This window comes from Streptomyces sp. TAA486, from assembly GCF_000426165.1.
Genome location: NZ_AUEV01000001.1, coordinates 525160 through 537317, shown reverse-complemented (window position 1 = coordinate 537317; position 12158 = coordinate 525160). Strand labels below are relative to the sequence as shown.

Below are 12158 nucleotides of genomic sequence, written 5' to 3'. Positions count from 1 at the left end.
CGGCGCGACAATGCAGGTGTGAACAGCAGCGCCCCCGCCCCTCCCCCGCACCCCGGTCCTCCGGGGTGCGGAGGCGCCGGCGCACCCTCGGCCGACCGCCTTCTCGCCGCTCTCGATCCACCGCCGCTGCTCCCCTCGCCGCTCCAGGAGATCCACGACGAGCGCTTCACCGGACGCGGCATACGGCTCCTGCTCAAGCGCGACGACCTGATACACCCGCGCGTTCCGGGCAACAAATGGCGAAAACTCGTCCCTAATCTGCGCGCCGCAATCGAAGGCGGCCACACCACGCTGCTGACGTTCGGCGGCGCCTACTCCAACCATCTGCGGGCGACGGCCGCCGCCGGCCGGATGCTCGGACTCGCCACCGTCGGCGTGGTGCGCGGTGACGAACTGGCCCGCCGGCCGCTCAACCCCTCGCTGGCGCAGTGTGCCGCCGACGGCATGGCGCTGCACTTCGTCTCCCGCTCCGACTATCGGCGCCGCCACGACCCGGACTTCGCCGAGCGGCTGCTCGGCGGCAGCGCGGCGACGGGGACGGCGCTGGAGGCGTTCCGCATACCCGAGGGCGGCAGCAACTCCCTTGCCGTGCACGGGTGCACGGCCCTCGGCGAGGAGCTTCGGGGCCGCACCGACGTCGCCGCCGTGGCGTGCGGGACCGGCGGCACCCTTGCCGGACTCGCGGCGGGACTCGGACCGGGGCAGCGCGCCCTCGGCGTTCCCGTCCTGCGGGGCGGCTTCCTCGCCGACGATATCCGTGAACTGCAACGTCGCACGTTCGACGGCCCCCGCGGCACGTGGCACCTCGACGAGCGTTTCCACTTCGGCGGCTACGCCCGCGGCGACCGCGAACTGGAGGAATTCGCCCGGGACTTCGCGGCGCAACATTCCCTCCCACAGTTGGAACGGATCTACGTCGCCAAGCTGCTGTTCGCACTCACCACGCTCGCGGACGAGGGCGCCTTCGCTCCTGCCAGCACCGTGACGGCCGTCGTCACCGGCCCGCGTTAGCGTGGAAGCATGATCAGAGCCGCGGCCCCGTCCGACGTACCGGCCATCCACGCGATGATCCGCGAACTCGCGGAGTACGAACGGGCACTGGAGCACGCGAAGGCCACGGAGCGGCAGTTGCACGACGCCCTGTTCTCCGAACACCCCGCGGTCTTCGCTCTGATCGCGGAGGAGACCACGGAGAGTGACCCAGTCGGTTTCGCTCTGTGGTTCCTCAATTTCTCCACATGGACCGGTACTCACGGTGTGTATCTGGAGGACCTGTACGTGCGCCCGTCCGCACGCGGCGCCGGGCACGGGAAGCAACTGCTTTCAGCCCTTGCCGGAATCTGTGTCGAACGAGGTTATGAACGCTTCGAGTGGTGGGTATTGGACTGGAACGACCCCTCAATCGGTTTTTACAGATCACTTGGCGCCGAACCGATGGAGGAATGGACGGTCTTCCGAATGTCAGGGGAACCACTGAGGAAGCTGGCCGACGACAACACAGCGTAACGATTCGGGATTCACGACCTCCGACCCCTAGCCACAGACAGTACCCATATGTTTACTATGGGTGACGCTCGTGTGATGGGGCGCCGCAGCTCGTCGTAGATCCGTGCGGGCGACATCAGCTCGCGGATCGCGATAGCGTCGCAGGCGAACCATCGACGGCGTCAGTCCGTTGGTTCTCCGTGAGAGAGATGCACGGGCAAGGGCGGCGGACCGACGCACTCGTACAGCGAACGAGCCGAACCGGCTTGTGCCACTTTGGAGGTGAGGGTGTCCCAGATCGCAGGTGAGCCCGTGGGGCAGGACGGACAGGACTTCGTCGAGGTCCGGCTGCCCGCGGCGGGTGCCTATCTGTCGGTGTTGCGCACGGCCACGGCCGGGCTCGCAGCCCGCTTGGACTTCACCCTTGACGAGATCGAGGATCTGCGGATCGCCGTCGACGAGGCGTGCGCCATCCTCCTCCAGCAAGCGCTGCCGGGCTCCGTGCTCAGCTGCGTCTTCAGGCTCGTCGGCGATTCCCTCAGGGTCACCGTCTCGGCACCCACGACCGACGGCAGGGCGCCGGAGCGCGACACCTTCGCCTGGACAGTGCTCTCCGCCCTGGCCGGCGAGGTGGATTCGACGGTGTCCGACGACCGTACGGTCAGCATCAGCCTGCACAAGAAGCGCGGTGCCGGCCCCGGAGCGCCGTGACCGGCCACGAGGCACGGGAGCATCGGGCGGGCCGCATCGGTGCGGCGGCCGACCAGGTCGTGCCTGAACAGGCCAGGCCGCACCCCGCCGACCCCAGCAGTCAGCTACCGGAGCAGGCAGAGCGGGCGGACGCGATGGACATGCAGCAGCAGGAGACGCACGGACACGAGACCGCGCGTGGTCACGACCACGGCGCCGGCCAGCACGGCGCCCGTACGGCACGGGCCGCGCAGTTCGCGCACTTCGATCCGCACGACCGCAGCGGAGCACGGGGCATGTTTATCGCGCTGCGCGGTCTTCCCGACGGCTCCCCCGAGCGCGCCGAACTGCGCAACCACCTGGTGCGGATGCACCTTCCGCTGGTCGAGCACCTGGCCCGCCGCTTCCGCAACAGGGGCGAACCCCTCGACGACCTCACGCAGGTCGCGACGATCGGTCTGATCAAGTCGGTCGACCGCTTCGACCCGGAGCGCGGCGTGGAGTTCTCCACCTACGCCACCCCCACCGTCGTCGGCGAGATCAAGCGCCACTTCCGGGACAAGGGCTGGGCCGTGCGCGTTCCGCGCCGTCTTCAGGAACTGCGCCTGTCGCTCACCTCCGCGACGGCGGAGCTGTCCCAACTGCACGGCAGGGCCCCGACGGTGCACGAACTGGCCCAGCGGCTGTCGATCTCCGAGGAGGAGGTGCTGGAGGGCCTGGAGTCCGCCAACGCCTACAGCACCCTCTCCCTCGACGTTCCCGACACGGACGACGAGTCGCCCGCCGTCGCGGACACCCTGGGCGCCGAGGACGACGCCCTCGAAGGTGTGGAGTACCGCGAATCGCTCAAGCCGCTCCTGGAGGAACTGCCGCCGCGCGAGAAGAAGATCCTGCTGTTGCGCTTCTTCGGGAACATGACGCAGTCGCAGATCGCGCAGGAGGTCGGCATCTCGCAGATGCACGTATCGCGCCTCCTGGCACGGACGTTGGCGCAGCTGCGCGACAGGCTGCTGATCGAGGAGTGACCACCGCAGAGCCCGGCCGGGGATCGGCCGGGCTCTCTGCGGATTCGGGCCGAATGCCCGGGAGCTACGCGTCGCGCGGGCCGATGCCCAGCGCCTCTGTCGCCGTGGGATTGATGAGGCAGCCGAGCACAGCGACACCCGTCAGCGCGATGACGACGCCCGCGGCCGTCCATACGCCGCCGTTCTGTGCCATCTGGTAGCCGGCGGGCAGCGCGATCAGCTGCACGATCATCGACGGGCCCCGGCTCCACCGCCTGCGCAGCCACAGCCCGCGCGCGGCGGCGAGCGGAAGCGCGGACAGCGCCAGCACCGTCACGGCCATCGTGACCGCCTGCATTATCCCGTCCGGCTCGTCCGTCAGGAGCTTCACGAGCGAGACGACACCGAAGGCGGCGACGACTGCCCCCTCGATCGCTGTCAGCGCGGCGGCGGCCGTGAGGCGTCGCGGGCGGCGGCCTTCGGGCAGGTCCCGGGAGGAAGAGGTCTCATTCGGTGTCGGCACAGTGAAGAGCGTAGTCCCACGCGTGCAGACGTCTCCAAGGCCGGGGCCGCCCTCCACCGGATATGTACGCTGCCCTCCATGCGCGCACTCCTCGTCGTCAATCCGGTAGCCACCACCACCAGCCTGCGCACTCGTGAGGTGATCACCCACGCACTCGCGAGTGACCTCAAGCTGGACGTGGTGACGACCGAGTCCCGCGGGCACGCCCGCGAACTCGCGCGGCTGGCTGCGCAGAACGGCGAGACGAAGCTGGTGATCGCGCTCGGCGGCGACGGCACCGTCAACGAGGTCGTGAACGGTCTGCTGCACCAGGGACCGGACCCCGAGAGGCTCCCCCGCTTCGCAGTGGTTCCCGGCGGCTCCACCAACGTCTTCGCCCGCGCGCTGGGCCTGCCGAACCACGCTGTCGAGGCGACGGGGCAGCTGCTCGACGCCATCGAGTCGGGCCGTGAGCGCACGATCGGCCTCGGCCTTGCTTCGGGAGTACCGGACACCGAGGACGCGTGTCTGCGCCCGCGCTGGTTCACCTTCTGCGCCGGCCTCGGCTTCGACGCGGGCGTGGTGGGCCGCGTCGAACAGAAAAGGGAACTCGGCAAGCGTTCGACCCATGCGCTGTATGTGCGGCAGGTGTTGAAGCAGTTCGCGAAGGAACAGCACCGCAGCCGCGGCACGATCAGGCTGGAGCGGGAGGGCCACGAGCCGCTCGAGGATCTCGTGGCGTCGATAGTCTGCAACACCGCGCCGTGGACCTACCTGGGCAATCGTCCCGTCTACGCCGCCCCGCAGGCCTCCTTCGACACCGCCCTCGACGTGCTCGGACTCTCGCGGCTGACCCCCCTGGCCATGAGCCGGTACGGCACACAATTGCTCACGTCGAGCCCCGAGCGCGGGCCTCGCGGTAAACACGCGGTAACCCTCCATGACGTCGTGGACTTCACCTTGCATTCGCAGGTTCCACTGCCGTTTCAGATGGACGGTGACCACCTGGGAGTGCGGAACAGCGTGAACTTCACAGGCGTACGCCGTGCACTGCGTGTGATTGCTTAAGTCCAAGGGCCAAAAGTCCTTCCACTCGAACGTTTAGGCCAGGGTCCACCCCCTGGAAGTACGCCTGTGAGTGACGCGACACCAAGGAATCAAAAAAAACTTGGCGGAGGGGGTTGTATCCGCCGCCGAGGTTTGCGAGTCTCTTCATGGCGATCGGGCGGCCCCTCACGGCGGCCCCCAAAGCGCCCGAATCCTTCTCTCACTTCGCTGGGACCCGTATCACAGTCGATCGGCACCCCTTCCCTTGCGAGAGGATTCGTGAAAGCGTTCACATTCACAAGCCCAGCACACTCACGAGGAGAGGTAGCAGCCATGGACTGGCGTCACCACGCCGTTTGCCGCGAGGAAGACCCCGAGCTGTTCTTCCCCATCGGCAACACTGGTCCTGCGCTGCTGCAGATCGAGGAAGCGAAGGCCGTCTGCCGTCGCTGCCCCGTCATGGAGCAGTGCCTGCAGTGGGCCCTGGAGTCCGGTCAGGACTCCGGTGTCTGGGGGGGCCTCAGCGAGGATGAGCGCCGCGCGATGAAGCGCCGTGCCGCCCGCAACCGGGCGCGGAACAACGCCGCGACCGCCTGAAACTGACGCCCACACCCTGCCACTCGCTGCATCCCGAGCCGCAGCGCGCAGTGCCACAAGGCGCACCGCGTTCTTACAGAGTGAGAGCCCCGGCCCTACAGGGCCGGGGCTCTCACTCGTTCTCGCGCCTGCCCTCCCGGGGTCAGCGTTCGCGCTTCTCCACGGAGACCGGGAGGTCGAAGACGACGCGCGTGCCGCGTTCCGGTGCGGGGAGCATGTCGAACTCTCCGCCCAACTCGCCCTCGACCAGGGTCCGTACGATCTGCAGCCCGAGGTTGCCGGTCTGCTTGGGTTCGAAGCCCTCCGGCAGGCCGCGCCCATCGTCCTGGACGGTGACCAACAGCCGCCCCGGCTCCTTGCCCTTGCCTCCCGAGCGCACCGCACCGACTTCGATCGTGCCCTGTTCCCCCGGGCCGAAGCCGTGTTCCAGTGCGTTCTGCAGGACCTCCGTCAGCACCATCGACAGGGGTGTGGCGACCTCCGCCTCCAACACCCCGAAGTGGCCCGTGCGATGGCCGGTCACCCGGCCGGGAGAGATCTCGGCGACCATTGCCAGCACCCTGTCGGCGATCTCGTCGAACTCGACCCTCTCGTCCAGGGTCTGGGAGAGCGTCTCGTGCACGATGGCGATCGAACCGACCCTCCGCACGGCCTCGTTGAGCGCGTCGCGCCCGCGGTCCGAGTCCATCCTGCGGGCCTGAAGGCGCAGCAGCGCGGCGACCGTCTGCAGGTTGTTCTTCACCCGATGGTGGATCTCGCGGATCGTGGCGTCCTTCGTCATCAACTCCCGCTCGCGGCGCCGTACCTCGGTGATGTCGCGCAGCAGGATGAGCGAACCGATGCGCGTGCCCTTGGGTTCGAGCGGGATGGCGCGCAGCTGTACGACGCAGTCGTTGGCCTCGACCTCCGCGCCGCGCGGGGCCCAGCCGCTGGCCAGCTTGACCAAGGCCTCGTCGACGGGGGCACGGGAGGGCGCGAGTTCGGCGGTGACCCGGCCGAGGTGGAGCCCCACGATCTCGGTGGCCAGGCCCAACCGGTGATACGCGGAGAGGGCGTTCGGGCTGGCGTACTGGACGATGCCGTCCGAGTCGAGCCGGATCAACCCGTCGCCCACGCGCGGCAGATGATCGATGTCCAGCTGCTCGCCGGGGAAGGGGAAGGAGCCAGCCGCGATCATCTGGGCGAGGTCGGACGCGCTCTGCAGATACGTGAGTTCGAGCCGGCTGGGCGTGCGCACGGTCAGCAGATTCGTGTTGCGCGCGATGACGCCGAGGACACGGTTCTCCCTGCACACGGGGATGGACTCGACCCGTACGGGCACCTCCTCGCGCCACTCCGGGTCTCCCTCGCGCACGATCCTGCCCTCGTCGAGCGCCGCGTCCAGCAGCGGCCGCCGACCGCGCGGCACGAGGTGGCCCACCATGTCGTCCTGGTGGGAGGTCGGCCCGGTGTTGGGGCGCATCTGGGCGACGGAGACGTAGCGCGTGCCGTCCCGCGTGGGCACCCACAGCACGAGGTCCGCGAAGGAGAGGTCCGAGAGCAGCTGCCACTCGGAGATCAGCAGATGCAGCCACTCCAGGTCGGTGTCCGAGAGGGCCGTGTGCTGCCGTACGAGGTCGTTCATGGAGGGCACACCGGCGACCTTACCTGCGGCCCCTACTGGGCGGCGTGGCCGTCTTCTCCCGGCTCCTGCCGCATCCGCCCGGAATTCATACGTTCCTGATGAAGTTTGCCGATGGCATGGACAGGCAAGAGTGGTCTAGTCCAGAATCGCCAGTAGACAAGCCGTACTGACTTCTGCTCTCCCCGCACAGGAGGGCGGAGAGAGACCCGGGCGTCGTCTGCCCTGATTGCGCCGTGGTCTCCGGCATCGGGCTGCGGTGCCGGACGGGTTGAGGGTCCCGTCCCGGCGCCGTGGCCCGACGTGTGTCCGGTTCCGGTCACATCCGCGGCGCCGCTCCCCCGCCTACCCGGGACTGACGGCGCCCCAGGTTCAGCGGGTCTCCGTCACCTTGGCCAGCGCGCGGGGTGCGTCCGGGTCCTGGCCGCGGGCGATGGTGACCTCGTACGCGAGCATCTGCAGCGGGATGATCTCGAGGATGGGCTGGAGCTCCTCCGGAAGCCCCTCCGTCGGCAGGGCGAAGCCCGCGGACGCACGGTCCACCTCCTCGCGGCTGCCGATGACGACGAGGTCGGCGCCGCGGTCGCGGAGGCGGTCGAGTACGGGCTGCAGCGCCTCTCCGCCCTTGCCGTCGGTCACGACGGCGATGACCGGCGAGATGTTGTCGACCATCGCCAGCGGGCCGTGCAGCAGGTCGGCGCCCGAGTAGGACAGCGCGGGGATGTAGCTGGTCTCCATCAGCTTCAGTGCCGCCTCCTTCGCCGTCGGGTAGCCGTAGCCGCGGGAGGTGAGCACCATCCGCTCGGCGAACCGGTAGCGCCCGGCGAGCGCCTTGACCTCCGACCGCCGGTCGAGCACCGCCTGCGCCAGGTCCGGCAGCAACTCCGCCTTGCCGGCGCCCTGACCGCCGCGCATGCCGTCCACGAAGAGGTACAGCGCGAGGAGTTCGGCCGTGTAGGTCTTCGTCGCCGGAAGGGCCTTCTCCTCGCCCGCCAGGACGTCGATGTGGAACTCGCTGACCTCCGCCAGCGGCGAGGCGGAGTTGTTCGTCACCGCGAGGGTGAGCGCGCCGGCCTCACGCGCGGCCCGCGTGGAGGCGACGAGGTCCGGCGAGCCGCCCGACTGGCTGACAGTGATGACGAGGCAGTCCGTCAGGTCCGGCCGGGCACCGTAGGCAGTGGTCGTGGACATCGACGTCAGGCCGCAGGGCTTGCCCAGAAGGATCTCCAGCAGGTACTTCGCGTAGAGCGCGGCGTTGTCGGACGTGCCGCGGGCGGTCAGGAGCACGAAGCGGGGGCTGCGGGCCGCGACCTCCTCGGCGATCTCGCGGATCCTCGGCGCCCCCTCGTCGAGGATGCGGCGCAGCACGGCCGGCTGTTCGGCCATCTCACCGGCCATCACCCAGCCCGGCGCGGTGCGGGACCGGCCGGGCGACGAGGCCTGCTCGGGTGTCGATGCCGAGGTGGCGGACATGCTTGCTGCCTCCAGTTGAGTTGTCAGGTCGGTGTGACGCACGAGCGGGCGGAGGGACGGAGGCGAGTGGGGCACCCAGGGTGTCAGTCGCCGGCGGCATGTCCGGCGATGACCTCGGCAGCTGCCAGTCCGCACACCCGGGCGGCTCCGTGGGTGGCGATGTGCAGCGCTCCCGCGGGCGGCGCCTGCGGCACTCCCATCTCGACCACGACGGTATCCGGACGTGAGGCGAGCAGGGCGTCCAGCGCGTCGGCCATCCACGGATGACGGTGCACGTCACGTACCACGGCGACAATCCTACGGTCCGCCGCATCGGCGAGCACGCTTGCGACCGGTCCGGACGAACCGGCGCGGGCCGCGTCCGCCGCGTATGTCGCGGTGGCAGTGCCCGGCAGCAGGCGTGTCAGCTCGGCGGCGACACCCCACGGGGTCTCCCCGCCGACGGCGATGTTCGCGGCCGGTGAGAACGAGGCGACGAACGCGGGCCCGGTGAGCGGCTCGAACGGCAGCATCCCGGAGGCGGCGGTGCCACCGCCGGGCACGGTGACGCGCAAGGCGCGGCGGGCAGCTTCGAGGCCGACAGCGGTGGTCGTGCCGGTCCGTGCCTCGCCGGACTCCGTGAGCCTCGCTGCTTCGGCCTGTGCATGCTCCCGGGCGGCGGCGCCGGCGCCGTTCGTCCAGCGCGCGAGCGTACGCACACGGGCCGCGGCGTCGACGAGGCGCTGCTCCGTCAACTCACCGTCGTGAACGGCCCGTACGAGTGCGTCGCGCAGCCGCAGCACGGTCTCCTCGTCGGCCAGCCCTCCGCCGACGCACAGCGCGTCCGCTCCCGCGGCGACGGCCAGGACGCTGCCCCGCTCCAGGCCGTAAGTGCCGGAGATGGCCTGCATCTCCATGCCGTCGGTGACGATCAGGCCGGTGTGTCCGAGGCCGCCGTCCTCGTGTGACGCGCGTAGCAGACCCATGAGAGCGGCGGGGCTGAGCGTGCCCGGCAGGGACTCGTCGAGAGCGGGCAGCAGGATGTGCGCGCTCATCACGCCCTTGGCACCCGAGTCGATCGCCGCCTGGAACGGGACGAGTTCACGCTCGCGCAGGGTGCCCATGTCGGCGTCGATGCGGGGCAGGGCGTGGTGGGAGTCGACGGCAGTGTCGCCGTGCCCGGGGAAGTGCTTCACGCAGGCGGCCACACCGGCCGACTGAAGCCCCTCGACGTACGCGACGGTGTGTCTGGCGACCAGCAACGGGTCGTCGCCGAAGGAGCGGACGCCGATGACGGGGTTGTCGGGGTTGGAGTTGACGTCCGCGGAGGGCGCCCAGTTGAGGTTGACCCCGCACGCGGCGAGACGGCGGCCGAGCTCGTGCGCGACCGCGCGCGTGAGAGCGGTGTCGTCGACGTGGCCCAGGGCGAGGTTTCCGGGGAACGACGATCCCGTGCGCGCCTCCAGGCGGGTCACGTCGCCGCCCTCCTCGTCGATCGCGACCAGCACCTCGGGCCTCACCTCGCGCAGCTGGGCGGTGAGCGCGGCGAGCTGCTCCGGCGATTCGATGTTGCGTCCGAACAGGCCGACGGAGGCGAGCCCTTCACCGAGCTGCCGCAGCAGCCACTCGGGCGCGCTGGTGCCGGTGAAGCCGGGCTGGAGCACGGTCAGAGCGTCCCGAGTGAGGCTCTCGGTGCCTGTTGCGAGCGTGGTCATATGGCGCATTGTCCCTTCACTGGTGGCCCCTCGCCGGGAGATCGGTCGCGGGCTCGTCGTGCGGATCGTCCTGCCGTTCCTGTTCGTCCTTCCGTCGTCGTCCGTGCGGCTTTCCGGCCCGCACGGTCTCCGCTCGGCTATCCCTTCAACGCGCCGGAGGTGAGGCCGCTGACTGCCTTCCGCTGGAGATACAGGAAGAGCAGCAGGATCGGCACGGCGAAGAGCGAGGCGGCGGCCATGGTGGCACCCCAGTCGTCCCCGAACGCCGTCTGAAACCCGGACAGCCACAGCGGCAGGGTCTGGGACTGTGCGTCCTTGTTCAGGATGAGCACCATCGGGAACTCGTTCCACGCCGTGATGAACCCGAAGAGCGAGGTGGCCATCACGCCGGGGGCCAGCAGGGGGAAGATCACCCTGCGGAATGCCTGGGTGCGACCGCAGCCGTCCACCATCGCCGACTCCTCCAGTTCCTTCGGCACGGCTGCCACATAGCCGCGCAGCGTCAGCACGGTCAGCGGCAGCACCATCACGGCGTAGAACAAGGTCAGCGGCACAAGGCTGTTGAGCATGTCGGCGTCCCGCACGGTCATGTAGATCGCGATGACCATGACCTCCCACGGGGCCATCTGCGCGACCATGAACGTGAGGATGATGCTCTTGCGTCCCGCGAAGCGCATGCGTGCCAGCGCGAACGCGGCGAACAGTGCGATGAGCAGCGCGAATCCGACCGCGAGAAGCGTCACGGTGACGGAATTCCGCACCAGCGTCAGGAAGTTCTCGGCCCGTACGGCGGTGGCGAAGTGCTCCAGCGTGGGGCGTGAGGGGAACCAGACCGGGGTGTCGGTGACGATGTCGCTGTTCGGTTTGAACGCCGTGTTGAACATCCAGTAGACGGGAAAGACGAAGCCCGCGAAGAGCACGAGGGCCGTCGCGTTGGGCCACGCGCGAGCCCACAGACGAGCGCGGCCGCGGCGGGGCCGCCGGCTCACACCCCGTACCGGGCGCCGTCCGCCCACCGGCGTTGCTGTCGCTGTCACTTCTCGTCCTCCTCTTGGCGCATGGCGGCGCGCAGGTAGTACGACATCAGCCCGAGCAGGATCACGATGGTGAGGACGGAGATGGCCGCGCCCGTGCCGTAGTGCTGGTTCCCGACGCCTTCGACGAATGCGTAGACGGGCAGGGTCTCGGTGAGACGGTCCGGCCCGCCCTCGTTGATCGCGAAGATGTGCGGGAACGCCTTGAAGATCCAGATGACTTCGAGAAACGTCGTCACCAGGAGGAACGGCCGCAGGAAGGGAAGGGTGACCGTGGCGAAGCTCTGACGGGCGCTCGCACCGTCCAGCGCGGCGGCCTCGTACAGCTCCTTGGGGATCGTCGTCGTGGCCGCGTAGAGGTTGATCGCGACGAACGGCACCGACGTCCACACGATGAGCAGCGAGATGACGAAGAACGTCGGGATCTGCCCGCCGGTCCAGTTGAAGTCCGCCATGGAGTGGAGACCAACCGCGTCCAGCACCCAGTTGACGACGCCGAATCGCTGCGCGAACAGCCACTGGTAGACCGTCGTCGCGGCGATGACCGGCATCGCCCAGGCGAGCACGAGACCGGAGGAGAACAGCAGCCGCATGCGCGGGCCGAGCCGGGCGAGCAGCAGCCCCGTCAGCGTGCCGAACAGCATGATCACGGCGACGTTGACGGCGGTGAAGAGCACGGACCGCAGCGTGACCCGCCAGAAGTCCTCACTGCCAAGCGTGGCGCGGTAGTTGTCCGTGCCTGCCCACTCGGTGACGTGCTGGATCAGCTGCGTCATGTTGAGGTTCTGGAAGGAGAGCAGGCCGTTCATCACGAGCGGCCAGCCGAGGAGTACGGCGGTGGCCGCGAGCGCCGGGAGCAGCAGCAGGTACGGCAGCCTGCGGGCGCCCGCGCGATTCCGTCCGGCGCCCGGGCCGACGGCGTCCGGGCGCGGCCCGGGCCGTGTTGTGCGAGGTGTGCTGCGCACCGGTGGCGGTGCGTCGTCGGTCTGCACTGACATCTGTGCTCCAACT

General features: G+C 69.3%; 12 protein-coding genes. 6 read left to right on the top strand and 6 right to left on the bottom strand.

The genetic code is table 11. The features are described 5' to 3' along the window. The first annotated feature begins 18 nt into the window (after positions 1-18). The 4 genes from I004_RS31675 to I004_RS0102475 all read left to right on the top strand — a co-directional run bounded on the left by I004_RS31675 (position 19) and on the right by I004_RS0102475 (position 3200). Positions 19-1011 carry a pyridoxal-phosphate dependent enzyme gene (locus tag I004_RS31675; protein WP_078510742.1) on the top strand — a complete coding sequence of 331 codons (993 nt, stop codon included), beginning with the start codon at positions 19-21 and terminating at the stop codon, positions 1009-1011. A gap of 9 nt (positions 1012-1020) precedes the next feature. Continuing rightward, on the top strand, positions 1021-1506 hold the full coding sequence (locus tag I004_RS0102485; RefSeq protein WP_028434200.1) for a GNAT family N-acetyltransferase: 486 nt from the start codon (positions 1021-1023) through the stop codon (positions 1504-1506). A gap of 267 nt (positions 1507-1773) precedes the next feature. After that, positions 1774-2196 carry an anti-sigma regulatory factor gene (locus tag I004_RS0102480; protein WP_028434199.1) on the top strand — a complete coding sequence of 141 codons (423 nt, stop codon included), beginning with the start codon at positions 1774-1776 and terminating at the stop codon, positions 2194-2196. Then, entirely contained in the window at positions 2193-3200 is a 1008-nt protein-coding gene (locus I004_RS0102475) for an RNA polymerase sigma factor SigF (RefSeq protein ID WP_078510741.1), read from the top strand. Before I004_RS0102480 ends, I004_RS0102475 begins: the two co-directional genes overlap by 4 nt. Positions 3201-3264: 64 nt before the next feature. Here I004_RS0102475 and I004_RS0102470 read toward each other — a convergent pair whose 3' ends face one another. After that, positions 3265-3702: a hypothetical protein gene (locus I004_RS0102470; RefSeq protein ID WP_028434197.1), complete on the bottom strand. Its 438-nt coding sequence runs from the start codon at positions 3700-3702 to the stop codon at positions 3265-3267. A 78-nt stretch (positions 3703-3780) separates the two neighbouring features. Between I004_RS0102470 and I004_RS0102465 the strand changes: the two genes are divergently transcribed. Together I004_RS0102465 and I004_RS0102460 are read left to right on the top strand one after the other, a co-directional pair. Beyond that, positions 3781-4749, top strand: a complete 969-nt coding sequence (locus tag I004_RS0102465) for a diacylglycerol kinase family protein (protein WP_028434196.1) — start codon at positions 3781-3783, stop codon at positions 4747-4749. Positions 4750-5061: 312 nt separating this feature from the next. Beyond that, the gene (locus I004_RS0102460) at positions 5062-5325 is read left to right on the top strand and encodes a WhiB family transcriptional regulator (RefSeq protein ID WP_016469673.1); all 264 of its coding nucleotides are present in this window, start codon (positions 5062-5064) and stop codon (positions 5323-5325) included. Positions 5326-5467: 142 nt separating this feature from the next. Here I004_RS0102460 and I004_RS0102455 read toward each other — a convergent pair whose 3' ends face one another. The 5 genes from I004_RS0102455 to I004_RS0102435 all read right to left on the bottom strand — a co-directional run bounded on the left by I004_RS0102455 (position 5468) and on the right by I004_RS0102435 (position 12145). Further along, a complete protein-coding gene (locus I004_RS0102455; protein WP_037974838.1) occupies positions 5468-6949 on the bottom strand; it encodes a PAS domain-containing sensor histidine kinase in 1482 nt (493 codons plus the stop codon). A 369-nt stretch (positions 6950-7318) separates the two neighbouring features. Beyond that, positions 7319-8344 (bottom strand): SIS domain-containing protein, encoded by a 1026-nt coding sequence (locus I004_RS0102450; RefSeq protein ID WP_486579725.1) that lies wholly within the window; start codon positions 8342-8344, stop codon positions 7319-7321. 158 nt (positions 8345-8502) lie between these two features. Further along, positions 8503-10113: a glycoside hydrolase family 3 N-terminal domain-containing protein gene (locus I004_RS0102445; RefSeq protein ID WP_028434193.1), complete on the bottom strand. Its 1611-nt coding sequence runs from the start codon at positions 10111-10113 to the stop codon at positions 8503-8505. Between the two features lie 137 nt (positions 10114-10250). Continuing rightward, complete coding sequence (locus I004_RS0102440) at positions 10251-11150, bottom strand: carbohydrate ABC transporter permease (protein ID WP_486579682.1); 900 nt, start codon at positions 11148-11150, stop codon at positions 10251-10253. Further along, the gene (locus tag I004_RS0102435; RefSeq protein WP_028434191.1) at positions 11147-12145 is read right to left on the bottom strand and encodes a carbohydrate ABC transporter permease; all 999 of its coding nucleotides are present in this window, start codon (positions 12143-12145) and stop codon (positions 11147-11149) included. Before I004_RS0102435 ends, I004_RS0102440 begins: the two co-directional genes overlap by 4 nt. Positions 12146-12158 lie beyond the last annotated feature (13 nt).

What these genes read in the sequence shown, in the direction of transcription:
- I004_RS0102485 (WP_028434200.1), top strand. Translation starts at nt 1,021, where the DNA reads ATGATCAGAGCCGCGGCCCCGTCCGACGTACCGGCCATCCACGCGATG.
- I004_RS0102465 (WP_028434196.1), top strand. Translation starts at nt 3,781, where the DNA reads ATGCGCGCACTCCTCGTCGTCAATCCGGTAGCCACCACCACCAGCCTG.
- I004_RS0102460 (WP_016469673.1), top strand. Translation starts at nt 5,062, where the DNA reads ATGGACTGGCGTCACCACGCCGTTTGCCGCGAGGAAGACCCCGAGCTG.
- I004_RS0102455 (WP_037974838.1), bottom strand. Translation starts at nt 6,949, where the DNA reads ATGAACGACCTCGTACGGCAGCACACGGCCCTCTCGGACACCGACCTG.
- I004_RS0102450 (WP_486579725.1), bottom strand. Translation starts at nt 8,344, where the DNA reads ATGGCCGGTGAGATGGCCGAACAGCCGGCCGTGCTGCGCCGCATCCTC.
- I004_RS0102445 (WP_028434193.1), bottom strand. Translation starts at nt 10,113, where the DNA reads ATGACCACGCTCGCAACAGGCACCGAGAGCCTCACTCGGGACGCTCTG.
- I004_RS0102435 (WP_028434191.1), bottom strand. Translation starts at nt 12,145, where the DNA reads ATGTCAGTGCAGACCGACGACGCACCGCCACCGGTGCGCAGCACACCT.